This window comes from Aeromonas rivipollensis, from assembly GCF_010974825.1.
GTDB lineage: Bacteria > Pseudomonadota > Gammaproteobacteria > Enterobacterales > Aeromonadaceae > Aeromonas > Aeromonas rivipollensis.
Genome location: NZ_JAAILA010000010.1, coordinates 64,639 through 89,083, shown reverse-complemented (window position 1 = coordinate 89,083; position 24,445 = coordinate 64,639). Strand labels below are relative to the sequence as shown.

Below are 24,445 nucleotides of genomic sequence, written 5' to 3'. Positions count from 1 at the left end.
TAGTGCTTGGCAACGGTGGTTTTTATTACAACCACCCCATTCCTTGGATGAAAATGCCGTCATTATCGCCATCCATCAGTGATCTGGATCAGCCGTACTCGCTACTCTGGTGATTTTAACCCCAAGATTGTACGTAGTTTTCTTTCAAAAAAATGAGAAATGCCTCTCTTTTTAGGTATTACCCCTAAAGTTTTTAAGTTTTTTATCAGAAATGTTTAGTGATAACTATTATCACCTTGGGGCTGCTGAAAAAACATCGAAAAAAGTAATGCGAATATAGTCAGGGCAGGCATCAGTTGCGTCAGAAGGATACTCGAATGGAGAGGCGGATCACAGAGTGTCCGGTGTCGAAGGGGAATTATAACCATTGAAACGAAAAGGGTTTATAGAAAAAAAGGGGCCTGGACGGCCCCTTTTCATTGGCTCGATCAGATGCGGAACATGCCGACCTGATTGTTGAGCTCACCTGAAATATTTTTAAGTTGAGCCGAGAGATTGCGGGAGCTGTCCGCATCCACCGCCAGCTCGTCCGAGACGTCCTTGACCGCCTGGATATTGCGGCTGACCTCGTCGGTCACCGCCCGCTGCTCTTCGGCGGCACTGGAGATCTGGGTCGCCATGTCGGAGATCTGGTTGATGGAGGTGGTGATCTGCTCCAGGGCCTGGGTGGCATCGTTCGCGTCTTCCACGCTGTTCTGGGCCAGCAGCTGGCCCTCGTGCATGGTGCTGACGGCCCCCTGGGTGTTGCGCTGCAGCGTCTCTATCATGCTGCGGATCTCGACGGTGGAGCTGTGAGTGCGTTGTGACAGCACCCGCACCTCGTCGGCGACCACCGCGAAGCCGCGACCCTGCTCACCGGCCCGGGCGGCCTCGATGGCGGCGTTGAGAGCCAGCAGGTTGGTCTGCTCGGCGATGCCCTGGATGGTGGAGAGTATGGTGTTGATCTCCTGGGCGTTCTTTTCCAGTTCCTGGATGATGCCGGAGGCCTGCTTGACCTGGGTGGCGAGATCCGTGATGGAGCGCTGGTTGCGGGCGATCACCTGCTTGCCGTGCTCGCAACTGCTGGAGGAGCTGCGGGCTGCCTCCGCGGTCTGCTCGGCATTGCTGGCGACCTCGACGGCGGTAGCGGACATCTCGTGCACCGCTGTGGCTATCTGGGAGATCTCGTTCTGCTGGCGCGCCAGACCCTGGTTGGATTTCTCCGCCATGTCGTGGGAGGACCTGGCCTGCTGGTTGAGCTGTCCGGAGGAGTTGGAGATGTCCTGCACCATGACGTGGATGCGTTCGATGAAGGTGTTGACGTGCTTGGCGACTGTGCCGACCTCGTCTTCCCGCTCGATCTTGATGCGGCGGGTCAGGTCACCGTTGCCGCGGGAGAGATCCGCAATCGCCTCGCCGAGGGTCTTCAGCGGGGCCAGGGAGCTGTTGATGGCCACGTAGGAGAAACCGGCGACTATGAGGATGGTCAGCAGACCTTGCAGCAGGGCTGAGGTGACCATGCGGGAGACGGACTGGTAGGCGACCGCCTTGTCCACCACTATGCCGAAATACCAGTTGGTGTTGGGGATCTCGGTGAGGTCGAACACGCTGGCCTTGCCGCTGATATCCATCTCGGAGATGGTGTTGTCATGGGCCAGTTCGTTGACCTTGGCCGCCGTCAGCTCGGGGGAGAGGGCGGTGGCGGGCTTGAGGGTCAGCGCCTTGTCCGGGTGGGCTATGATGGTGCCGTTGCTGTCCACCAGGATGGCGTAGGTGCCTTCCGAGTTGATGGCCAGCACGTCGCGCACCAGGCCGTCGATGGAGACGTCACCGGCGATGACGCCGTCGGTGTTGCCACGGCTGAAGGGCTCGGCGATGGTGATGATGAGGTTGCCAGACGAGGCATCGGCATAGGGAGCCGTGATGGCGAGCTTGCCGGCCGCCATGGCGTCCTTGTACCAGGGACGCTGGCGCGGATCATAGCCAGCGGGCAGGTTGGTCTGCTTGCTCTGGATCATCCGGCCATCCTTGGTGCCCACATAGACGAGGTCGAAGTTGCCTGCGTTCATGGACTGGGCCAGGTGGCTGAGGGGCTCATCCTCCTTGGTGAAGGCTTCCTTGGTGGCGGTGACCAGGCCGATGCGCGCATCGAGCCAGCGGGAGATGCCCTTGACGTTGGCGATGGAGCTGTCGTCGATGAAGCTCCAGATCAGCCGCTGGGTTTCGCTGCGCAGCTGGGTGGTGTTGTACCAGACCTGCAGGCTGGAGATGACCAGGATAATGGCCCCGATGGCGAGGACCAGCTTGTTCTTGATGGATAGATTCATGTTTACATCCTTGTGAGCGTCAGTCTGAGATCCGTGTGGTGTTTGTTATTGTTATGAGCCAACTCTGTATCGGCTGAAAGTGGACTTTATGTATCCCGGTGAACAGGAAATTTTCGATCTTTTTTCACCTCCTGATAGGCCGCCAGGCCGCGCCGATACTCAGCTGAATCGATCTGGCCGGTTGGTAAAGATGCCATCGACACCCATGGCCGCCAATGCAGCCCCATCACTCAACTCGTCGACCGTGTAGACCAGGATCTTGAGCCCACGACTATGGGCATCCGCCACCAGCCCGGCGTCGACAAAATCCACGTCGCAATTCAGCGACCAGGCTCCCAGCTCTTCGGCGAAGCGGGCACCGTGCAGCGGCAGGCTGGCGGTCAGGGCCCCGAGGCGCAGATCCGGCCGCAGCCGGGCGAAGTGCGCCAGCTCGGGATGGTGAAAGGAGGAGACGACCCAGTGGGCCGGGGTGAAGCCGAGCTCGCGCTCGGCCCGCCGGGTCAGGGCCGCCACCGGCTCGGCGGTGTGCGCCCCCTTGAGCTCTATATGCAGCTCGCAGCGCCCGGCAATCAGGCTCATTACCTGCCACAGGGTCGGGATCCGCTCCCCGTCACCCGCATCCAGGCTCGCCAGATAGTCCCGGGACTGCTCGGTCAGCACCCCGTGGCCGTCGGTGCAACGCTCCAGCCGCCGGTCGTGGAAGACCCAGAGCTCGCCGTCTGCCTGCTGCACGTCGAGCTCGATGGCGCCGACTCCGAGTGCGATGGCTATCTCCATCGCCTTGAGGGTGTTCTCCGGCGCCAGCTTGCTGGCACCGCGATGGGCAATGATCTGCATGATTGGCTCCTGTTGTCATAACAACCCCTCCCTCGCCCTCACTAAGGGGGAGGCGGGAGGGGGTCTGTCAGCCCCGGCTCATCCGAATGTCGATCTGCTGGTGGGGCAGAGGCATGCCGAGCTGGTTGAGTTTCTCCAGGATCAGCGAATGGACTTCATGGGTGATCGGCATACGGTGATCCATGTTGTTTACATAGAGCCGGATCTCGTAGATGAGGGCCGAGTCGGTGAACTCGATCAGGAACACCTCGGGGGTGGGGGTATCCAGCACCAGGGTGGACTCCTGTACGCACTGCTCCAGCAGCTGCTGCACCCGCTTGGGCTCCTGGGTCAGGCCGATGCGGATGCGCAGCTTGACCCGGGTGATGGCATCGGACAGGGACCAGTTGATGAACTGCTCCGTGATGAAGGCCTTGTTGGGGACAATGATCTCCTTCCTGTCCCAGTCCACGATAGTGGTGGCGCGGGTCTTGATCTTGGTGACTGTGCCGGTCAGATCACGAATGGTGACGGTATCGCCGAGCCGGATCGGCTTCTCGAAAAGGATGATGAGGCCGGAGACGAAGTTCGCGAAGATCTCCTGCAGACCGAAGCCCAGGCCCACCGAGAGCGCCGCCACCAGCCACTGGGTCTTGGACCAGTCGATGCCGAGCATGGAGAAGCCGGTGAGGGCGCCGATGAGGATCACCAGATACTTGCTGACCGTGGTCAGGGCGAAGCCGGTGCCGGGGGAGAGGCTCAGGTGCTGGAGCAGGGTGAGCTCCATCAGCCCCGGCAGGTTGCGGGCGGTGACCACCGTCAGGATGAAGGCGAAGGCGGTCAGCATCAGATCCTGCAAGGTGATGGCGGAGAGCTGCTCTATGCCGGCCACCTTGCTGCTCACCTGCCACACCTCGATGCTGCTGAGGAAGCTGAAGGCCGAGTTGAGATCCGACCATTGCACCACCACCAGCATGGTGAAGCCCAGCATCAGCAGGGTGCGCACCAGGCCCAGCGACTGGGCGCTGATGGTGTCCAGATCCAGCTCGGGCTCCTCCACCACGTCCGGGATCTCGGAGCTGAGATCGTCCTCGTCACGCTCCCGCTGGGCCAGGATCTCGGCCCGCTTGCTCTTGGCGCGATCGAAGGCGAGGCGGCGGCGCTGGATCAGCATCCAGCGATGGGCCAGGTAGTAGACCAGCAGGCAGCCGAGTCCCGCCAGCAGACTCAGCTCCAGCTGGCGCAGCAGGATGCGGGAGGTATAGAAGTAGCCAAACAGGGAGCCCAGCACCGCCAGCAGGGGGGCCAGCATCAGGCTGTTCCAGATGAAGTGGTGCAGCAGGTGGGGCTTGGTCATGTCCGCCTGGCCCCAGGTGAGCGGCAGTTTTTCCCGGTTGAGGCGGGCGAAGAACAGCAGCAGCCAGAGGGCGCCGACGATGAAGGCGAGGCGACCCAGGGAGTCGTAGAAGGCGTGCTCCTGATAGCTGTTGGCCATGCCCTGCACGAAGAAGCTGGGGATCAGCACCAGCAGCAGGGTGCGGAACTGGCCCCAGACCCGCTGCACCGGCTCTTTCGGCCAGCGGAAATGGAGGATCAGGATCCCCTTCTCCAGGGTCAGATGGCGGGCGACCAGCAGCGCCAGCAGCAGGAACCAGATCTCGCCAAGGCCCCGGGCCACGGCCACCGCGAAGGGGTATTGCCAGGCGCCGTCCAGCAGGCCGCGCATCATCAGCACCATGGCGGGCAGCGGCAGGGCCGCGAGCAGGGAGCGCACCAGCAGCCGGCTGGTGAGGCTGAACTTGTCCTGGGTCACCTTGCCGATGCGCGGGGCTATGTAGTGGCTGTACTGCACCAGGTGGCGCCCCAGCTTGGCCCAGCACCAGGCCAGCACCAGCAGACCGAGTCCCGCCAGGGTCAGGGTCATGGGGTTGTTCTCCACTATGGCCCTGGGCAGTTGCAGCCAGTTGACGGGATCGAGCAGCAGGCTGAGGGCGGTGGGCACGCCGAGCAAGACGGCCGGGGTGAGCGGGCGCACGTCCGGCATCCAGAACAGGTGGCTGGCGCTGATCTCGCGGATCTCGTCGATCTTGCTGTTCTGGCGGCTATAGAGCAGCTTGAGCCGGGTCTGCTCCTGAATGAGGGTATCTGAGGCGTCGTTGAGCCGGGTCAGCAGTTGCCGTCTGGCCTTGAGCAGGTTGTCGAGCACGGCCTGCTGGGCCCTGTCCAGGGTGATCTCGTCCCCGCTGAGCAGGTTGTTGCGGATCTGCACTGTATCCTTCAAGGCATCCTGCTCTGTCTCGTACTGGTACTTCGCCATGCGCGCCTTGACGATGTCGGACTCCAGCTTCTCCAGGGGGAAGTAGTTGGGCAGATCGGCCAGCTTGCTGCGCAGGTTTTCGCCGTAGGCGTTGCTTATCTGCAGCCATTCCAGTTGCTCTCGCACCGAGTTGACCAGATCGTTCAGTCCTGACAGTGAGGTGTCGATGCCGCGCTGCTCGTCCTGTACCCGCTCTATCTGATCTTCCAGGGCGCCGAGTTGCAGGGAGAGCGCCTGGTTCTGCTGTTGCTGCTCCTGCAGCAGGGGCAGATCCGAGGTGAGCTGCCGGCGCAGCCGCTCGCTTTCCGCCAGCGCCTGCTCCGTTTTTTCCCGCCGCAGCTGGTTTTGCTGGTTGAGCAGGCTGTTCTGCCACTCATCTTCGTCTGTGATGGCGAGGTTGAGCTCCTGCAGCTTCAGTTTGCCGAGATCGTTGCGCTGCTGGGCGGAGAGCTGCTCCAGCTCCAGCATCTGGATCCGGTCCGACAGGCTCTGCTCCTTGAGGCGGGTGGCCAGTTGCTGGGCCTCCTGCAGGCGATCCGACTCGTTGCTGAAGCTCAAGCGATCGAGCTGGGAGCGGGTCTGCAGCAACTGCTTGCGCAGCTCATCGACCCGCACATGGTACTCCTGGCCCGTGCTCTCCAGCTGGTTGAGGCTGTCGGTCACCGCCTGGCGCTCCTTGCGCAGGTTGATCTGGCGGTTGCTGCTCAGGCCAATGGCCTGGCGCAGTGCCTCTTCTTTGAGGGAGGAGAGGGGCGGGCGGGACTGGGGCTGATAGTTGTGCAGGCTCTCCTTGAGACGGGCCGACTCCTTGGGGTAGTCGATGAGGATCTGCTGATAGGCCTTGCCCTGCTCCCGATAGCGCTGGGCATCCCGGGCATACTGCAGCGCCTGCTGATAGCTCTCCCGCAGTTGCTGGTTCTCGGGGCTGTCGGTCTTGGGGACGCTTTGCAGCAACTCTTCCACCTGAGTGACGGCATCATCGGCCTGGGCAGCGGAGAAGGGGAGCAGGCTGAGACAGAGCATCAGGCAGAGCAGGCGTTGCAACATGGCGCACGTTTCCGTTCATGAGAAGTCGCCTTAGCCTAAAGCAGGGGCAGGGGTGGGTAAAGCCTTCCACATTAATGATCTGCAACATAAATAACGGGTGATCCGGGTCTTGTTTGGCTATTATTCTGGCCGTTCCCCTCCCTTGAGCAATTTATGTCCACTGTCGATCTGGGCACGGCCCCCCTCTCTCGCCTCTTCCTGCGTTACGTCACCCCGACGGTGGCCGCCATGCTGGTCACCGGCGTCTATGTCACCATAGACGGCATCTTCGTCGGCCATATCCTGGGCCAGGACGGCCTGGCCGGCATGATGCTGGCCTACCCCATCTGCGCCGTACTCTATGCGGTGGGGGCGCTGATCGGCATGGGCTCCTCGTCGCTCGCCTCGTTCTATCTGGGCAAGGGGGAGCAGGCAAAGGCGCGTCACATAGTCGGCAATGCGCTGGTGATGGTACTCATCGCCTCCGCCGTGCTCGCCTTCATCGGCATCCGGTACGGCAAGGAGATGCTGATCTGGATGGGGGCCGAGGGGGTCATCTTCGACGCCGGTTTCGCCTACCTGCAGTGGTACGCCTGGCTCGGGGTCTTTGCCGTGCTCTCCATGGCGTTCACCGCCCTGCTGCGCAACGACGGGCGACCCGGTCTCACCACCTGGATCCTGGTGGGGGGCGGCGTGCTCAACGTGCTGCTCGACTACCTGCTGATGGCGGTGATCCCCTGGGGGCTAGCGGGGGCGGCCATCGCCACCATGCTCTCCCAGGCGGTGACCGGGGGCCTGTGCCTGTGGCACTTCTTCACCCCCCGCAGCCAGCTGCGCATTCGCTGGGATACCCTGGTGCCGGACTGGCGGCTGATGCGGGAGACCCTGAGACTCGGGGTGTCGAGCTTCCTGATGTACCTCTATCTGTCTGTGGTGCTGGCGCTGCACAACAAGGCGCTACTGTCGGTCGGCAGCTCCCTGCACGTGGCCGCCTACGGGGTCATCAGCTACAGCGAGGCCTTCTTCTATCTCATCTTCGAGGGGATCGCCATGGGCATCCAGCCCATCGCCAGCTTCAACGCCGGGGCGGGCAACTGGCAGCGGGTGCTGCGGGTGCGCAACCTGGCGCTGGGGGTGACCCTGGTGGTGGCGCTGTGCGGCATGATACCGCTCTACCTCTGGCCGGAAGGGGTGGTCTATCTGTTCGCCGGTGACAACGCGGCCCTCTTGCCGGTGGCCAGCCTCGGCATCTGGCTCTACTTCTGGGGTCTGCCCATGGAGGGGCTGCTGCTGGTGGGGGCGACCTACTTCCAGGCCATCAACCGGGCCCGCATCGCCTCCCTGCTCACCGGGGGCAAGCTGGTGCTGATCGGCGGCTTCCTGTGGGGCTTCTCCTCCCTGTGGGGAGTGGCCGGGGTCTGGCTGGCGCTGCCTACTTGCAGCACCTTGCTGGTGCTGGTGATGTGGCGGGCCATGGGCAAGGAGGCCGGGCAGCATGCCGCAGCCCCGTGATTAACGCCCTCTCTCCATGAACGATAAAGGCAGCCCAGGCTGCCTTTGTCGTTTCGTGCTGCCCGGTTCAGGGCTTGAAGGCGCCGATGAAGATGGCGGGGTCGACGCGGGCATCGTTGAGGCTGACGTTCCAGTGCATGTGGGGACCTGTGGCGCGGCCGGTGGCGCCGACCCGGCCGACGATGCCACCGCGGGGCAGGCTCTGGCCCAGGGTCACGTCGATTTTGGACATGTGGCAGAACATGCTGATGAGCCCCTGGCCGTGGTCGACGAATACCGTATTGCCGTTGAAGAAGTAGTTGCCGATCAGGATCACCTTGCCGGCGGCCGGTGCCTTGATGGGGGTGCCGGCGCCGACCGCGAAGTCGAGGCCGGAGTGGGGGTTGCGCTCCTCGCCGTTGAAGAAGCGGCGCAGTCCGAAGGGGCTGGAGAGGGGGCCGTTGACCGGCTTGTCGAACAGCAGGTTGCTGGGCTGAATAGGACTGAAGGTCTGGTAGGCCTTGTTTTGTTCGGCCAGCTCACGGTTGATGCGCGCCATGTCCTCGGCCAGCGGATTGACCTGGCGGCTGTTCTTCAGCTTGATGTGCTGCTCGCGATAGTGCTTGTTGCCGACGGTGAAACCCAGGGTGCGGCCATCGCTCACCTGCAGCTGATGGGGGCCCGAATGACTCTTTAGCGGAATGCCGACGATGGCAATCCAGTGCCGCCCCTCTTCGCGCACCACCAGGACCGGCTTGTCCAGATAGCGAGCGGCGGGCGCCTTGGGCCCATCCCCCAGCGGCACCACGGCCACGCCCCCCGGCACCGGGTGGTTGAGCAGGCGGCTGATGAAGCCGGGTTCGGCATGAAGGGAGGCGCTGCCGAGCAGCAGAAGGAGGAAGAACAGGCGGCGCATGGTGGCTCCATCGAATAAGGCGGTGAGATCAAAAGGGGGAAAATGATGCCACATTCTTGCCCGGCTGTCCGTCACCTCGGGCCATAGCGCCGGAAAGGGAGTAGTACGGCGGCGGGATTGAGAATCCTGTGCTATTTACTAATGTGTCACTAAAGGTGTCTTTGAATGGCACCTATAGCGGCAAGGCAGTAAGGCACTGGCAGGAGAAAAGCAGTCGCCAGCGACATCCAGTGACAGGTGGAGGTTGTGATGAAGACGAAGGCTCTCTTGATACTCGGACTCACCATGGGGATGTCGGCACCCGTTGCCGCCTTCAACGGGGTCATTACCATCAATGGCGAGGTGACCGCCGGGACTTGTGCCATCGCTGTCAATGGTGGTACGGCGTCGGCGACCGTGACCCTGCCGACCGTCAGCACCAATGCGCTCGGCAGCATAGGCCAGACCGCAGGGGCGACAGGCTTCAACCTCGCCCTCACCAGCTGCCCGACCACGGGGTCGGTGCGGGCCTACTTCGAAAACATCGGGGTGGAGCAGACCACGGGCAACCTCAGCAACAAGGCAGTCGCCTCGGGCGGCAAGAACCCGGCCCAGAACGTGGAGGTGCAGATCCTCTCGGCCAACAGCACCCCCATCGATCTGAGAACCAACACAGGCAACAACGTGCTGGTCAACTTCAGTGCCACCGGGGGGGCCACCCTCTACTACAGCGCCCAGTACATAGCCACAGGTGCCGTCGGCGCCGGTCTGGTCTCGGCGGATCTCATCTACTCCCTGGACTACCACTGAGCGCTCAGTCATGAAGGCGCTTCGTATCCATAGGCCCCGCAGGGCGGGGCTGAGCCTCATGCTCTGGTGCGTGCTGCTCCTGCCCTGGCTGGCCTGGGGTCATGTCCAGATCTCGGGCACCCGGGTCATCTACCCGGCCAACGCCCGTGAGGTCACCCTGGAGCTGACCAACAAGGGGAGCACCCCCTCGCTGGTACAGGTGTGGATAGATGCGGGCGATCGCCGCATCCGGCCGGGCGCCGAGGCGCTCCCCTTCCTGGTAACCCCTCCCATCACCCGCATCGAGGCCCAGCGTGGCCAGTCCCTGCGTCTGGCCTACGTGGGGCAGGGGTTGCCCCAGGATCGCGAATCGGTGTTCTGGCTGAACGTGCTGGAGGTGCCGCCGAGCGTGAAGTCGACCCAGGCGGGTCAGAATCTGGTGCAGCTCGCCTTCCGCTCCCGGATCAAGATGTTCTACCGGCCATCCGGGCTGCCTGGCAATGTCGAGCGCTCCGCCCGGCAGTTGAGCTGGCGCCTGATCCGGCAGGGGGACGGTTACGCACTGCGTGCCAGCAACCCCAGCCTCTATCACGTCAGCATCAGCAATCTGGAGCTGCAGGCGACGGCGTCATCGAAGCGCTACAGCAACTCAAGTGGCGGCATGGTGGCGCCGGGGGGCAGCTTCGATTTTCCCCTTGAGCAACTGTCTGGGGCCGTCAATGCCAAGGCCGTGACCTTCTATTGGCTCAACGACTATGGTGCCCGCGAGGTGGGCCAATTCGTCTTCAATTGATTCCGGAAGATGCCGGAGCTGGACTCAAGGTTCGGCGCTCCCGGTGCACAGGCCGGCGCTGAGGGGGAGCTATACAGTGACAGCCAGAATGCCCCTCTCTTGCTGCCTTCATGCCACCGCCCTCTGGCACGCCGGCTGCTGTCTCTCCCTGTTGCTCTGGTGCCCCCTTGCCATGGGGGACGAGGTGGCAGGACAAGCGGTCAGTCCACCCGCTGACATCGAGTTTGACAGCCGCCTGCTCGACAGCCTGGGGGTCAACATCGACCTGGCCCGCTTCTCCCGTGCCGACTTCATCCCCCCCGGGCGCTACCAGCTCGACATCACCATCAATGGTAAGGAGAGAATAAGCCAGCAGGTGGAGGTGAGAGCGGGGCAGGATCCCGGGACGCCCCTGTTCTGCTTTCATCCGGATCAGCTGACGCAGTGGGGGCTCTTGGTCGACAAGCTGCCCGATCAGGGGTCGGTGCAGCAGCAACTCCAGGGCGACTGCATCGAGGTGGGAGCCCTGGTGCCGGGGGCCAGCTTCACCTTCGATCTGGCCAGCCTGAGCGGGGCACTCAGCCTGCCCCAGGCTTATCTCGGTCAGATCAGACGTGACTATGTGGGGCCTGAGCAGTGGGTGCAGGGGATCAATGCGGCCTTCGTCGGTTATAACGCCAACCTTTATTACAGCGAACAGGAGAGCATAGGGGAGCCATTGAGCAGCAGCATCAACCTCAACACCGGCATCAACCTAGGTGCCTGGCGCCTGCGTCACAACGGCTCCTGGCAGGGCAACCAGGGGGGCGGCTATCAACCCCTCAACAGCTATGCGCAGCGAGATGTCACCTCCCGCAAAGCCCAGCTGACCCTGGGGGAGTACTTCACCCCGGGCGACAGCTTCGACAGCGTGCCCTTCACCGGCGTGCAGCTCGCCAGCGATGACGCCATGCTGCCGGATTTCGAGCGGGGCTTTGCCCCCGTGGTGCGCGGGGTGGCCCAGAGCAATGCCAGGGTCACCATACGGCAGGGCAGCGCCCTCATCTATGAGACCCAGGTCGCCCCCGGCGCCTTTGCCATCGACGATCTCTATGCCACCAGCTTTGCCGGTGATCTGGATGTGACCATCACGGAGGCGGATGGCAGCGAGCGCAGCTTCACCCTGCCGTTCTCCTCCGTGGTGCAGATGTTGCGAGACGACACCTCCCGCTTCAGCCTGACCCTGGGACGCTATCGCAACGATGCGGGGCCCGATGGCCCGGATTTTCTGCAAGGCACCTACAGGCGCGGCTTCTCGGATGCCCTGACCCTCTATGGCGGAACCATAGCCGCCGAGGATTACGGCGCCCTGCTGGGAGGCGCGGCCATGGGCTCGGACTACGGCGCCCTGGCCCTGGATGTGACCGGCTCCTGGGCGCGGGCGTTGCCCGCCAGTGCGAACGTGCCTGATTCCCTCGTCGGTCAGAGCTATCGCCTCACTTACAGCAAGCAGATGGAGAGGACCCAGACCTACTTCACCCTGGCCGCCTATCGCTTCTCCAGCGAAGGCTATCTCGACCTCAACGACGTGGCGGCGATACAGACCCAGGCGCTGGACAGGTTGCAGCGGGAGCGCAATCGCTTCCAGCTCAACATCAACCAGCCGGTAGGGGAGTGGGGGGACCTCTACTTCAACGGCATTCGCCGCGACTACTGGGGTGGCCAGGGGGAGAGCAGCAGCTTCCAGCTCGGTTACAACCGGGGGTTTGACTGGGGCAGTCTGACCCTGTCGGCCAGCCACTCGTTGGAGGAGGGGGTGGGGGATCAATACGTGCTGAGCCTCAGCATCCCCATCGGGGACAAACTGGGGGCGCCGCGTCTTGGCAGCACCCTCTCCTATCAGGAGGGGCAGGGGGCCAGCGCCAGGCTGGATCTCAACGGCGGCTCCCGGGACGGGCGCTTCTATTACGGCGTCTATGGCAATCAGAGCCGGGGAAGTGGCAACTCGGCCCTGAGCTATGGTGCCAACCTGCAGTATCAGACGGCGGCCACCCAGCTGGGGTTGAGCACCAGCCAGGGGGAGGGTTACGCCCAGTATGTGGCCTCGGCCAAGGGAACCCTGCTGGTCCATGAGGAGGGCTGGGTGCTGGGGCAGACGCAAGGGGAGACGATGGCGCTGGTGGAAGCCAAGGGAGCCCAGGGGGCCAGGGTCAGTCACGGGATCGGCAGCGAGGTGGATGGGGATGGCTATGCCGTGCTGGCCGGGCTCAACCCCTATCGCACCAACATCATAGGCCTGGATCCCGGCGGCTTGCCGCTGGATGTGGAGATAGATGGCAGCGCCCAGATGGTGGCCCCGCGTCGGGGGGCCATCGTCAAGCTGGCGTATGAGACCCATGTCGGCCAGCCTTTGCTGCTCAAGGCCGTGCGTCAGGATGGCAGTGCGCCACCTTTTGGGGCCGAGGTGGTCGATGGTCGCGGCGATGCCGTGGCCGTGGTCGGCCAGGGGGGGCTCATCTTCGTGCGTGGCGAGCAGGGAACCCTCCATGTCCAGTGGGGCAATGAGGGGGATGAGCGGTGCCGGCTCGATTATCGGGTTCCTCGGCCGGATCCTGCCATGCCCTATCAGCAGGTCGCCGCCCGCTGCCTCACTCCGGGAGCAAGTTCATGAGAGACCCCATTGGTTGGCATGGCTGGTGCCGGGCCCTGGAAGGGTACGCCGTGCTGTCATGGCTGGCGCTGGGCTCCCTGTTGTGGTGCTCAAGCAGCGAGGCCGCCCTGAACCTGATGCGTACCCGGGTGATCTATGAGGGGAGCACCGAGGCCAGGCTGATGGTACGCAACGACGGCCACGAGCCCAGCCTGCTGCAGGCCTGGGTCGATGGCGGCAATGAGCAGCAGGGACCGGCCGATGTCTCGACCCCCTTTCTGGTGGTGCCGCCCATGATGCGGCTGGGGCCGCAGAGGGGGCAGGTGCTGCGCATCCTTGGCGCGGATCTGAGCCGGCTCCCCCGGGACAGGGAGTCCCTGTTCTGGCTCAATGTCCTTGGACTGCCCCCCAAGACGCAAGCCTCGCAGGCGAGCGTGCAACTGGCTTATCGCACCCGCATCAAGCTGTTCTACCGGCCGGCCGGATTGGCGGGTTCCCCGGCCGAGGCGGTTAGCCGGCTTGGCTGGCAGGGGCAGGCGGGGGGCGGACTTAAGGTCAGCAATCCGGGCCCCTTTCACATCAGCCTGAGCGAGGTGTTGCTGAGCGGGCCGCATCTCGCCTGGCGCGAGGGCGGGGTGCTGCCGCCTTACGGTACCCTCTCTCTTCCCATGGCGGGCGCCGTACCGGCGGGGGCCCGCGGGCGGCTGCGCTGGATAGACGACGATGGCAATTATCATGAGCAGGAATTTGTTCTGGGCAGGCATGGAGGAGAGCGGGATGAGTGACGGCGTCGGAAACCTGGGCCTGTCTTCCTTGCTGTTGGCGGCACTCCTGCTGGTGGCGGCTTCATGGCCAGGCGAGGTGCAGGCCGTCAATGGCCAGTGCACCAGTCCCTTCGTGGCGACCGGCGCCATCACCGCCGATAGCGGTCTCTATCAGCCCGGGGGGACCAGTGGTCCCACCCCCTTCTCGACCACGGGCACGGCCACCTGTGATTGCACCGGGATCTCGGTGGGGCTGCTTGTGACCGTCTATTACCAGGGAACCACCAGCCTGCCGACCCTCTCCGATCCTCTGGGGACCCTCATCAAGCTCAACCCCTATTTCGGCCTCAAGGTCGAGTTCAATGCGGCAGGGAATTATCGGACTATCCCCTTCAACGCGACCAGCAGCGGGTTGCTGGCCGTCTGCATCGGTAACCTGTTGAATCTGGCCTTGGGCGGGATTGATGTTAATGGCGGCCGTTATACCCTGAAACTGCTCAAGGGGGTCACGGGTACCCAGACCTTCAGCGGCACTGTCGCCCACCTCTTCGTGAGGCGAGCCAATGCACCGGACACCAGCCCGGTCAATGCCTTCAGTACCCTGGCGATGAACATCAGCGTCACCTCGACGCCGACCTGCCAGTTCCCCGCCGGCACCAGCATTCCCATCGATCTCGGCGCCGTGGCGCAGAGTGCCTTCGTCGAGGGGGAGATCCCGAGAGGCTATGCCCCGCGCAGCGTCAATGTGAGCGTGACCTGCAGCCAGATCCCGAGTGACTACCTGGTGCCACTGCAATACAGCTTCGGAGGGGCGCTCAGCAGCCAGAATCGCTTCGTCACCACCAGCCTGGCCGGGGTCGGGGTGGGCATGGTCGAGCAGGATACGCTGACCCCTATTCCATTTGATACTGCCATCGCGGTACCCTACTCGGCGGCCAGCCACAACACCCAATATCAGGTGAGGCTGTATCCGACCCGGTTGCCGGGTCAGGTGGTGCGCCCCGGTGCTTACACGGGCACCATCATGGTCACGGTGAGCGTGCCCTGATGACAGGGTTTTCTGCCCCTATTTTCGACGAGGTCAATGATGAACAGTGACAGCGCCCTGCGCCGCGAACCCAGACGCCACACCATAGGGCAGGGCTGGATCTGGATCCGCACCGGGTTCGACATCTTCAACAAGGGCATGGGCGCCAGCGTGGCCATGATAGTGATCTGGTTCCTGGTGGGCATGTTGCTGGAACAGCTGCCGGCGGGGGGCTTCATCTCCCAGTTGCTCTACATGGTGTGGGGGGCCGGTTGGGTCGCGGTGGCCCGCCGGGGCTATGAGGGTCACCCCCTGCAGTTTGCCGACTTCTTCGCCGGTTTTCGTCATCGGCTGACCCCGCTGATGCTGGGGGGGCTGATGGTGCTCGCCCTGTTCATGGGGATACTGCTCATCTGCGCCTTCATGCTGCATCAGTGGGGCCTGACCGGCCTGCTCTCCCAGGATCCGGAAACCCTGACCCTGACGCCCGAACAGGCGCAGGGGTTCCTGCTCTGCCTGTTGCTGGGGCTGGCCTTGCTGGTGCCCGTGCTGATGGCCATCACCTTCGCCCCCGCCCTCATCTTCTTCCATGGCGTGGGAGCCTGGCAGGCGGCCCGGCTCAGTTTCAAGGGCTGTATGTGCAACATGTGGCCCTTCCTCTGGTGGGGGCTGCTGGGGGCAGTGCTGATTTTCTTTGGTGCGCTTTTGATGCTGGTGGGTCTGCTGGTGGTGCTGCCAGCCATCAACTACTCCATCTACGCCGCCTATCGCGACATCTATGTGGACGAGGAGGCTGCCGACGACGGCGAGTCGCCGGTCAAGGCGTTTGGCTTCGAGGCATAAGACGACACAGGGATGACAGGGGCCGACAGGCCCCTTTTTCATGGCTCTTCAGTGGGCCTGCCACAGGGGATCGTCCGCCATGCGCGCGATCAGGAAGTCGAGGAAGCTGCGCAGCAGGGGGGACATCTGCTTGCGGGTGCCATAGACGGCATAGACGCCGAGCTGCTTGGGCTGCCACTGGGTCAGCAGAGGCACCAGGGCGCCACTCTCCAGGTGGGCCTGCACCGAGTAGGCTGGCTGCAGGCTGATCCCCGCCCCATCCAGGGTCGCCGCCAGCAGCAGGTTGGAGATGTTGGCGCTGAGGTTGCCGCTCACCGGTACGGATTCGGGACCATCGGGCCCCTTAAATTCCCACAGGCTCTTGCCGAAATAGGTGTAGGTGAGGCAGTTGTGCAGGGCCAGATCCTGCACCTGCTGCAAAGGCGCATGGCGGGCCAGATAGGCGGGGCTGGCACAGACCACCGAGTGGCAGGTGCCAAGGCGGCGCGCCACCAGGTTGGGATCCAGATCGTTGGTGATGCGCACCGCGAGATCGATGCGCTCCTCCACCAGGTTGACGGTTCTGTCTAGCAGCAGGATGTCGATGGCCGTACCGGGGTAGCGAGCCAGGTAGTCGTCCGCGGCCTGGACCAGCAGGGCTTCGGAGAGGGAGTAGCTGCTGGTGATGCGCAGTTGCCCCTTGGGGGTCTCGTCACTGCGGATGGCCAGGTGCTCCATCTCTTCCCCCAGTGCCAGCATGGCCCTGGCCCGATTCAGAGCCTCTTCCCCCGGCCCGGTCAGGCTGAGCCGACGGGTGGTGCGGTGCAGCAATCTGGCCCCCATCCAGCGCTCCAGCTCGGCCAGATAGCGCGACACCATGGCGCGGGACATCTCCAGTTTCTCTCCGGCGCCGCTCAGGCTGCCCTGTTCGACCACGCAGACGAAGACCCGCAATGCGGTCAGTCGATCCATGCTCAGCACCTCTATATGCTCGATTTGTGCAACAGTGATGTGCTTATTATGCGGTATTTGCGCTGAAAAGTTTGCAATAAACTGTGTCCATTCGATGACCACTTACCCACGAGGCATACCCATGAACACAGTACTTCGCACCTTGACCCTGGCCACCACCCTGCTCGGTGGCACCGCCCTGGCGAGCCCCCTGACAGTGACCGTCTACAATCCCGGCGACAAGGCCATCTTCCCCGTCTCCTCCGAGCTGGTGACCGGCGACAAGGAGGCCATCCTCATCGACGCCCAGTTCGGGGTCAATGACGGCCAGGCGCTGGTGGACCTGATCAAGCAGAGCGGCAAGCGACTGACCACCGTCTACATCAGCGGCGGGGATCCCGACTTCTACTTCGGGCTGGAACCCATCAAGGCGGCCTTCCCCGACGTCAAGATCCTGGCCAGCCAGCATGTGGTCGATCACATCAAGCAGACCAAGGATGCCAAGCTGGCCTATTGGGGTCCCATCCTCGCCGAGCAGGCACCCAAGACCCTGATAGTGCCGCAGGTGATGACGGCCTCCCACCTGACCCTGGATGGCGAGAAGATCGAGATCAAGGAGATGAACACGCCGAGTGCCTATCTCTGGGCTCCTTCCATCAAGACGGCGTTTGGCGGCGTGCCGGTATACAGCGGAGTGCACGTCTGGATGGCGGACAGCCAGACCAAGGCGGCGCGGGCACAGTGGATGCAGGCCCTCGACGGCATGCTGGCCCTCCAGCCTGAGCGGGTCATTCCGGGGCATTTCCTGGGGACAGAGCCCAAGGGCACCCAGGCCGTGACCTTTACCCGTGACTACGTCCAGCGCTTCGAGCAGGAGCTGGCCACCGCCAAGCACAGCGATCAGCTGATCGACGGCCTGAAGAAGGCGTTCCCGTCCCTGCCGGTGGACGATGGCCTGGCCATAGGTGCCAAGGTCAACATGGGCGAGATGAAGTGGTAATGGCCTGAGTCCTTTTCCCTGTGTTTTTTTGCCGGGCATTCATTGCCCGGTTTTTTGATCAATTGCCGAGGAGCACGCAGATGAACGACACCACACTGCACTATGTCTATGACCCCCTCTGTGGCTGGTGCTATGGCGCCGCCCCCCTGCTCGAGGCCGCGGCCGGGATCCCGGATTTGCAGGTAGCGCTGCATGCGGGTGGCCTCTGGCTGGGCCCGCGCCGCCAGCAGATGGGCCAGGCCCTGCGGGACCATGTCCGCCCCCATGACGAGCGGATCCAGGCCCTGACCGGCCAGCCTTTCGGTGAGCGCTACTTCAACGATCTCTTGCTCAGCGACGGTCTCTTCCTCGACTCCGAGCCCCCCATCCGGGCCATCTTGGCGGTCACCGAACTGGGGGGCGATGGTTTGAGCCTGCTGCATCGCATTCAGCAGTCCCATTACCTTGACGGTCAGTGGGTTGGCGACCAGGCCCGTCTCGCGCTGCTGGCGCAGGAGCAGGGCATCACGGCGGAGGCGTTCGCCCAGACCTGCCAGAAGGTGGATCTCGCCGGGCATCTGGCCCAAAGCCAGGGCTGGCTGCGCCGGCTCGGCGGGCAGGGATTCCCGACCCTCGGGCTGATGCGGGGGGGAAGCCTCATCCCGCTGCCCGTCTCCTCATTCTTGGGGGAGCCGCAAGCCTTCGCGAGCCATCTCGCCGCCCTGATGACGGCCTGATCCTGGCCATGCCCGGGTTTGCCGCATCGGCCCTAAGGGGCGCGGCGGCGGGACATGCCGGGTTGGCGGGGCAGGGGAGATCACTCCCCGTTTCGGGCTTCCCTTGTCCCCCGCACCGTTCTTGGGCATGCTAACGGCCTCTTTAGATTGGCAGGATGCAGTACCTATGAACCTTCGCGATCTCGAGTACCTGGTAGCGCTGGAAGAGGAGAAACATTTTCGCAAGGCGGCGGAGCGCTGCTTCGTCAGCCAGCCGACCCTGAGCGGCCAGCTGCGCAAGCTGGAAGATGAGCTGGGGGTGATCCTGATCGAGCGCACCTCCCGCAAGGTGTTGTTTACCCCGGCCGGCGATGCCATGGCGCGGCAGGCCCGCAAGGTGCTCAAAGAAGTGCGCGAGCTCAAGAGCATAGGCCAGCACTTCGCCGAGCCCATGTCCGGCGAGATCCACATCGGCTTCATTCCCACCGTGGGCCCCTACCTGTTGCCTCATATCATTCAGGATCTGCGGGAACACTTCCCCAAGCTGGAGTTCTATCTCTACGAAGAGCAGACCCAGGTGCTGCTCAAGCGGCTGGAGGAGGGGGAGCTGGATTGCCTGGTGCTCGCCGAGCTGGAGGGCATGGACGGCTTTGGTTCCATCCCTCTCTATCAGGAGCCCATGTGGCTGGCGGTGCCCCAGCATCATCCGGAAGCCAGTGCCAGGGCGGTGCCGCTTGGCAATCTCAAGGGCAAGAAGTTGCTGATGCTGGCCGACGGTCACTGCCTGCGGGATCAGGCGATGGGCTTCTGTTTTGCCGCCGGTATAGGCGAGGATCAGCGCTTCAAGGGCACCAGTCTCGAGACCCTGCGCAACATGGTGGCAGCCGGCAGCGGCATGACGCTGGTGCCCAGGCTGGCGGTGCCCGCCAACGCCGAGGAGGGGGGCGTCAGCTATCGCCCTGTGATAGACCCTGTGCCGGGGCGCACCATCTCCCTGCTCTATCGCCACTACTCGGTGCGCCGCCCCTGCTTCAATGAACTGGCCTCCCGCATCTCAGCCCTGATGAAGGGGCTGCTCGGCTGAGGGGCAGATAAAAAAACCGGCGCCAGGGCGCCGGTTTTTTTTTGCCGCAACGGGCAGCTTAGAAGATGTCGTCGGTGGAGACGGGGCCATCGCTGCTGGAGCCATCGCCGCCGTAGACCTCATTGCCATCGGAGAGCTGGCTCGCATAGCGGGTCGGTTCAGTTCCTTCCTTGAAGAACTCCTCCATGCTGGCGCCATCGGCACGGTTGGTCAGCAGACCTGTCTCCCGATCGATGCGTACCTGCATGATCCCTTCGGGGACCGGCATCTTGCGCTCGGGCACTTGCTGCAGCGCCGTCTTCATGAAGTCGATCCAGATGGGCTGGGCGGCGCCGCCACCGAACTCGGCCCGGCCGAGACCGCGCTGGTGATTGTCAAACCCTATCCAGGAGGTGGCCACCAGATTCGGGGTGTAACCGGAGAACCAGGCATCCCTCGATTCGTTGGTGGTCCCCGTCTTGCCCGAGATGTCGTGACGCTTGAGGTCACGGGCCGCGCGCCAGCCGGTACCACGCCAGCCATTGCCACCCCAGATGGCGGTGGTCAGGGTGTCGGTGATCAGGAAGGCGCTCTGGGCACTGATGGTCTGGGGCGCCATGTTGTTGGGTACGACAGGGTCAATTGGGCACTGGGCCTTCCAGTCAGGGACAGTGTTGGCGTAGGCATCGGCGCTGTCGAGCCCGGCGGCGGCCAGCACACCGCAGTCGCGGCAGGCGGCGGCCGGGTTGGCCTGATACAGAGGAGTGCCAAAGCTGTCGGTCACTTCGGTGATGAAGTAGGGGGTCACCTGGAAGCCGCCATTGGCCAGCACCGAGTAGCCGCGCACCACTTCCAGCGGGGTGAACTCGGCCGCCCCCAGGGCCAGGGATTCGTTGGCGGAGATGTGCTCGCGGGCGAAGCCGAAGCGGGTCAGGCCATCGATATAGGTATCCAGCCCGATGGCGCGCATCAGCCGGACCGACATCACGTTCTTGGACTTGGCGAGGCCAAGGCGCAGTGTGGTCGGGCCCTCATAGATGGCCGGCGAGTTCTTGGGCTGCCACATGGGGCCCTTGGCGGGATCCCACTGGTTGATCGGGGCGTCGTTGATGAGGGACGCCAAGGTATAACCCTGCTCCAGTGCGGTGGCATAGAGGAAGGGCTTGATGTTGGAGCCGACCTGGCGGCGAGCCTGATCGACCCGGTTGAACTTGGAGAGCTCGAAGCTGAAGCCGCCGACCAGGGCCTCGATGGCACCGTCCTGCGGGTTCATGGCGACCAGGGCGGCGTTGACGTCAGGGATCTGGGAGAGCAGCAGCTCTTCCCCTTTCTCCCGCACCCAGATCTGGGCACCGACTTTGAGCACATCCCGTGCCGATTTAGGTGGATAGGTCTGGCGATCGTCGGTGATGAAGGTTCGGGCCCACTTGATGCCGTTCCAGCCGAGTTCGGCCTGCTTGCCATTCTTCAGCACCAGGGTGGCGCTCTTGTCACCGACCTTGGTGACCACGGCGGCCATCAGCGGCTGATAGGTCGGTTGCTTGGCCAGGTGGGCCATGATCTGGTCGTAGTCCCAGGCCGTATCCCCGGTCTTCCACAGCAGGGCGGTCGGGCCGCGATAGCCGTGGCGGGTGTCATAGTCGAAGACGCCGTCCAGCAGCGCCTGGTGGGCGGCGCGCTGGCGCTTGGCGGTGACAGTGGTGTAGACGTGCAGCCCCATGGTGTAGGCATCTTCACCAAACTGCTCCACCATCTTCTGGCGCACCATCTCGCTCAGGTAAGGGGCGTTGAGGGTCGTCTCGGCACCGTGATAACGGGCCTTGACCGGCATCTTGGAGGCCTCGTCAAACTGGGCCTGGGTGATCTTGCCGGTTTCCAGCATGCGGCCCAGGACTACGTTGCGGCGCGCAAAGGCGCGCTCCGGCGAACGTATGGGGTTCAGCATGGAGGGGGCTTTCGGCAGCCCGGCTATGATGGCGATCTCGTCCAGGGTCAGATCCTTGACGTCTTTGCCGAAGTAGACCTGGGCGGCGGCGCCGACCCCGAATGCCCGGTAACCGAGGGGGATCTTGTTGAGATAAAGGGTGAGGATTTCATCCTTGGAGAGATTCTGCTCGATGCGCCAGGCCAGGAAGACTTCCTTTATCTTGCGCACCAGAGTCTTCTCGTTGCTCAGGAAGAAGTTGCGCGCAACCTGCTGGGTGATGGTACTGGCGCCCTGGCGGGCCTGGCCGGAGACGGCCCAGACGGTGGCGGCCCGGATGATGCCGATGGGGTCTATGCCCGGGTGCTCGTAGAAGCGGGCATCTTCGGTGGCGAGCACGGCATCTATCATGGACTGGGGAATTTCATCCAGCCGCAACGGGATACGACGAATTTCGCCAAATTGGGAGATCAACTCCCCATCCCGGCTGTACACCTTCATCGGGGTGGCCAGTTTGACATCGCGCAGGGCGCTCACATCCGGCAACTGGGGCTTGATGTAGAAGTAGATGCCGATGAGGCTGGCAACACCCAGCACTGCACCCAGCATCATGACAATAAACAGGCGAACGAGCCATTTCAGCATGGAAGAACTACCAATCGTCTTAAAATTAGCCAACGGGCGCAGAGTATAGCCTTTTTACCCTCGCGGATTCGAGGTTTTCCTGTCCGGGGACATCGACCTCGAGAAGAGGCGGGAGGGTAGCATTCCAGGACGCAATTACCAAGGGGGCCGCAATCAAGGCCGAAAGGAGAGCAGCGTCAACTTTTGACATAAACTTTATGACATTGATAGATAGAGCATTATATTGAGTTAAGTCATCACCTCGTGATGCGCTGTCCTACAATAAGTCCTAAAACCCAATAACGCATGGATGTGTATATGTTTGGGCTATTAAGTAAGGGATCCCTCCTCTCCTTGGCGGGCATTGATTTTGGCAGTCAAACCATCAAGGCCGTCACCCTCAGCGGACGTCCTGGCAAGGTGCATCTCGAGTCGGTTGCCGAGATACCCATGCCCAAGGGCACTCTGGTCGATTATCAACTGCAGGACATTGAACGGGTCAGCCAGTCCCTCAAGTCGCTCAAGCGGCTCATTCAAGGGGATTGTCAGCAGGTGGCCACGGCCGTGACAGGCTCCAATGTCATCACCAAGGTCATTCAGGTTGATGCCAACATCAACGAGAACGAGCTGGAGAACCAGGTTCACCTGGAGGCAGAACAGCTCATTCCCTTCCCCCTCGATGAGGTCAGCCTGGATTTCGAGATCCTCGGTCTGACGGCCGACGAGAGCCGCCAGGAGGTGCTGCTGAGCGCGGCGCGCACCGAGAGCGTCAACGGCCGGGTCAGTGCGCTGACGGAGGCTGGCATGAATACCATGGTGGTGGACGTGGGGGCCCATGCGCTGGGACGTGCCGTGCTGGCCTGTCTGCCCGAGCTGCAAACCTGGGACAAGCCGGTCGGCATCGTCGATATAGGCGCCAGTGCCATGACCTTTGCCGCCCTGCTCAGGGGGGAGGTCGTCTATTCCCGCCTGCAGAATTTCGGTGGCGATCAATACAGCCAGGCCCTGGCCTCTTTTTACAGCATGAGCCTGGAAGAGGCGGAGCTTGCCAAGGTTCAGGGCAGCTTGCCTGCCGACCATGAGGTGGATGTGTTGTTGCCCCACCTCAGCACGCTGGTGTTGCAGGTCAGGCGCAATGTGCAGCTCTTCTGCAGCTCGTCCGGCAACAAGGAGTTGTCAAAATTGGTGCTGACGGGAGGGGGCAGTCTGCTGCCGGGTCTCGTCGGGCAGCTAGGCAGCGAGCTCAACTGTGAAGTGCTGCATCCCGACCCCTTCGCCTTGTTTGGCAAGCCCAGGGGGGAAGGAGGCCTCATCCATGGGGCCAAATACATGGCGGCATTCGGTCTGGCACTGCGGAGCTTCACACCATGTCAAATATAAACCTCCTGCCCTGGCGGCTGGCCAGGGCCCAGCGCCAGAAGAAGCAGTTTGGCATCATGATCGGCCTTTTTCTGGCGGCCACCGCCTCCCTTGCCTTTGCCGTCGACTGGCTGGTGCAGCAGCAGATCGGGTATCAACAGCAGCGCAACCAGCGTCTGCAGCAGGAGATGGCCACACTCGATACCCAGCTCGGCGAGATCCGGCTGCTCAAGGAGCGCCGCAAGGAGCTGATCGATCGGATGCAGCTTATCGAGCAGTTGCAGACAAGGCGCAACATACCGGTACGCCTGTTCAACCAGCTACCCGTGCTGGTGCCCAATGGGGTCTATCTCAATACCCTGGCCTTGCAGGCCAACAGAATCGATGTCAACGGCAAGGCCGAAGCCTATGGGCGGGTTGCCAGCATGATGAGGCGCATCGATGGGTCTGGCTGGCTGGGACAGTCTCAGCTCAGCACCATCTTCACGGCAGACGTGGCGCCCGTGGCCCTCAGCCAGTTCTCCATGATGTTCCAGATTGCCGGCGTCGCTCCGGTCGCGACTAAGGGGCAACAATGAACCTGCAACAACTCAATGACCTGGATCTCAATGACATCGCGCGCTGGCCGAAAGTCGCCAAGGGGATCTTCATCCTGTTTTGCTGTGCCCTGCTGGGTGGCGCCATTTACTACTATGTGATTGCCAACTCCCTGACGGCCTTGCGGCAGGAAGCCGCTAAAGAACAGGAGCTGAAGACCCAATTCGAGAGCAAGGCCATGCTGGCCGCCAACCTGGAGGCGTACAGGAAGCAGATGGTGCAGCTTGAACATTTGGTGGATACCCAGCTCAAGCAGTTGCCCAATACCCATGAGGTGGCGGGGCTGCTGGATGACATCAGCTTCATCGCCACCGATAACGGGCTCAAATTGAACAGGATCAACTGGGAGGCAGAGGTCAAACACGAATTCTCGACCGAACTGCCCATGCGCATCGAGGTGGTGGGCACCTATCACGAGCTCGGCAAGTTCACGGCAGACATGGCCGCGTTGCCGCGTATCGTGATCCTGGATTCGTTTCAGCTCAATCAAGGCCGGGGTCAGGACGAGTTGATAGGCATGTCCATGCAGGCCAAGACCTACAAGTACAACGGTAAAACCCTGGAGCAGAAGCCATGAG

The 24,445-nt window shown here is 62.9% G+C and carries 19 protein-coding genes; 13 read left to right on the top strand and 6 right to left on the bottom strand.

Annotation, left to right across the window (positions count from 1 at the left end; all coding sequences use genetic code 11):
* Positions 1 to 428: 428 nt before the first annotated feature.
* The 3 genes from G4923_RS07030 to mscM all read right to left on the bottom strand — a co-directional run bounded on the left by G4923_RS07030 (position 429) and on the right by mscM (position 6,486).
* Positions 429 to 2,306, bottom strand: a complete 1,878-nt coding sequence (locus G4923_RS07030) for a methyl-accepting chemotaxis protein (RefSeq protein ID WP_106887561.1) — start codon at positions 2,304 to 2,306, stop codon at positions 429 to 431.
* Between the two features lie 159 nt (positions 2,307 to 2,465).
* Positions 2,466 to 3,143 carry a glycerophosphodiester phosphodiesterase gene (locus G4923_RS07025; RefSeq protein WP_106887560.1) on the bottom strand — a complete coding sequence of 226 codons (678 nt, stop codon included), beginning with the start codon at positions 3,141 to 3,143 and terminating at the stop codon, positions 2,466 to 2,468.
* A gap of 67 nt (positions 3,144 to 3,210) precedes the next feature.
* A complete protein-coding gene (gene mscM, locus G4923_RS07020) occupies positions 3,211 to 6,486 on the bottom strand; it encodes a miniconductance mechanosensitive channel MscM (RefSeq protein WP_163136309.1) in 3,276 nt (1,091 codons plus the stop codon).
* Positions 6,487 to 6,639: 153 nt separating this feature from the next.
* Between mscM and G4923_RS07015 the strand changes: the two genes are divergently transcribed.
* Positions 6,640 to 7,977, top strand: a complete 1,338-nt coding sequence (locus G4923_RS07015) for an MATE family efflux transporter (protein WP_163136307.1) — start codon at positions 6,640 to 6,642, stop codon at positions 7,975 to 7,977.
* Positions 7,978 to 8,044: 67 nt separating this feature from the next.
* Here the strand turns inward: G4923_RS07015 and G4923_RS07010 are convergent, their stop codons facing one another.
* Complete coding sequence (locus tag G4923_RS07010; protein ID WP_163136305.1) at positions 8,045 to 8,872, bottom strand: peptidoglycan DD-metalloendopeptidase family protein; 828 nt, start codon at positions 8,870 to 8,872, stop codon at positions 8,045 to 8,047.
* A gap of 249 nt (positions 8,873 to 9,121) precedes the next feature.
* Here G4923_RS07010 and G4923_RS07005 point away from each other — a divergent pair, with 249 nt between their 5' ends.
* From G4923_RS07005 to G4923_RS06980, 6 genes are all read left to right on the top strand, one after another.
* A complete protein-coding gene (locus tag G4923_RS07005; RefSeq protein WP_025326137.1) occupies positions 9,122 to 9,661 on the top strand; it encodes a fimbrial protein in 540 nt (179 codons plus the stop codon).
* 10 nt (positions 9,662 to 9,671) lie between these two features.
* On the top strand, positions 9,672 to 10,433 hold the full coding sequence (locus G4923_RS07000) for a fimbria/pilus periplasmic chaperone (RefSeq protein WP_163136303.1): 762 nt from the start codon (positions 9,672 to 9,674) through the stop codon (positions 10,431 to 10,433).
* Between the two features lie 76 nt (positions 10,434 to 10,509).
* Positions 10,510 to 13,062, top strand: a complete 2,553-nt coding sequence (locus tag G4923_RS06995) for a fimbria/pilus outer membrane usher protein (RefSeq protein ID WP_338120442.1) — start codon at positions 10,510 to 10,512, stop codon at positions 13,060 to 13,062.
* Positions 13,059 to 13,826, top strand: a complete 768-nt coding sequence (locus G4923_RS06990) for a fimbrial biogenesis chaperone (protein ID WP_205597115.1) — start codon at positions 13,059 to 13,061, stop codon at positions 13,824 to 13,826. Before G4923_RS06995 ends, G4923_RS06990 begins: the two co-directional genes overlap by 4 nt.
* Entirely contained in the window at positions 13,819 to 14,853 is a 1,035-nt protein-coding gene (locus G4923_RS06985) for a fimbrial protein (protein WP_240455268.1), read from the top strand. Before G4923_RS06990 ends, G4923_RS06985 begins: the two co-directional genes overlap by 8 nt.
* 39 nt (positions 14,854 to 14,892) lie before the next feature.
* Positions 14,893 to 15,675, top strand: a complete 783-nt coding sequence (locus tag G4923_RS06980) for a BPSS1780 family membrane protein (protein WP_106887556.1) — start codon at positions 14,893 to 14,895, stop codon at positions 15,673 to 15,675.
* Positions 15,676 to 15,723: 48 nt separating this feature from the next.
* On the opposite strand, the gene G4923_RS06975 is transcribed toward G4923_RS06980, so the two are convergent.
* Positions 15,724 to 16,626 (bottom strand): LysR family transcriptional regulator, encoded by a 903-nt coding sequence (locus G4923_RS06975; RefSeq protein WP_163136301.1) that lies wholly within the window; start codon positions 16,624 to 16,626, stop codon positions 15,724 to 15,726.
* Between the two features lie 121 nt (positions 16,627 to 16,747).
* On the opposite strand from G4923_RS06975, the gene G4923_RS06970 reads away from it, so the two are divergent.
* The 3 genes from G4923_RS06970 to oxyR all read left to right on the top strand — a co-directional run bounded on the left by G4923_RS06970 (position 16,748) and on the right by oxyR (position 19,384).
* Complete coding sequence (locus G4923_RS06970) at positions 16,748 to 17,605, top strand: Vmh family MBL fold metallo-hydrolase (protein WP_163136299.1); 858 nt, start codon at positions 16,748 to 16,750, stop codon at positions 17,603 to 17,605.
* An 80-nt stretch (positions 17,606 to 17,685) separates the two neighbouring features.
* Positions 17,686 to 18,321, top strand: a complete 636-nt coding sequence (locus tag G4923_RS06965; RefSeq protein WP_163136297.1) for a DsbA family protein — start codon at positions 17,686 to 17,688, stop codon at positions 18,319 to 18,321.
* A 166-nt stretch (positions 18,322 to 18,487) separates the two neighbouring features.
* Positions 18,488 to 19,384 carry a DNA-binding transcriptional regulator OxyR gene (gene oxyR / locus G4923_RS06960; protein ID WP_139435706.1) on the top strand — a complete coding sequence of 299 codons (897 nt, stop codon included), beginning with the start codon at positions 18,488 to 18,490 and terminating at the stop codon, positions 19,382 to 19,384.
* Between the two features lie 58 nt (positions 19,385 to 19,442).
* Here oxyR and G4923_RS06955 read toward each other — a convergent pair whose 3' ends face one another.
* Entirely contained in the window at positions 19,443 to 21,932 is a 2,490-nt protein-coding gene (locus G4923_RS06955; protein ID WP_111910334.1) for a penicillin-binding protein 1A, read from the bottom strand.
* Positions 21,933 to 22,229: 297 nt separating this feature from the next.
* On the opposite strand from G4923_RS06955, the gene tapM reads away from it, so the two are divergent.
* From tapM to tapO, 3 genes are read left to right on the top strand one after another with little or no spacing between them, the layout of a single operon-like run.
* Positions 22,230 to 23,291, top strand: coding sequence for a PilM family type IVa pilus assembly protein TapM (gene tapM, locus G4923_RS06950; RefSeq protein WP_162627200.1), 1,062 nt, complete (start codon positions 22,230 to 22,232; stop codon positions 23,289 to 23,291).
* Positions 23,279 to 23,848, top strand: coding sequence for a PilN family type IV pilus biogenesis protein TapN (gene tapN / locus G4923_RS06945; RefSeq protein WP_106887549.1), 570 nt, complete (start codon positions 23,279 to 23,281; stop codon positions 23,846 to 23,848). The genes tapM and tapN overlap by 13 nt, the downstream gene beginning before the upstream one ends.
* Complete coding sequence (gene tapO / locus G4923_RS06940) at positions 23,845 to 24,444, top strand: PilO family type IV pilus biogenesis protein TapO (protein ID WP_111910333.1); 600 nt, start codon at positions 23,845 to 23,847, stop codon at positions 24,442 to 24,444. Before tapN ends, tapO begins: the two co-directional genes overlap by 4 nt.
* The last annotated feature ends 1 nt before the right edge of the window (position 24,445 follow it).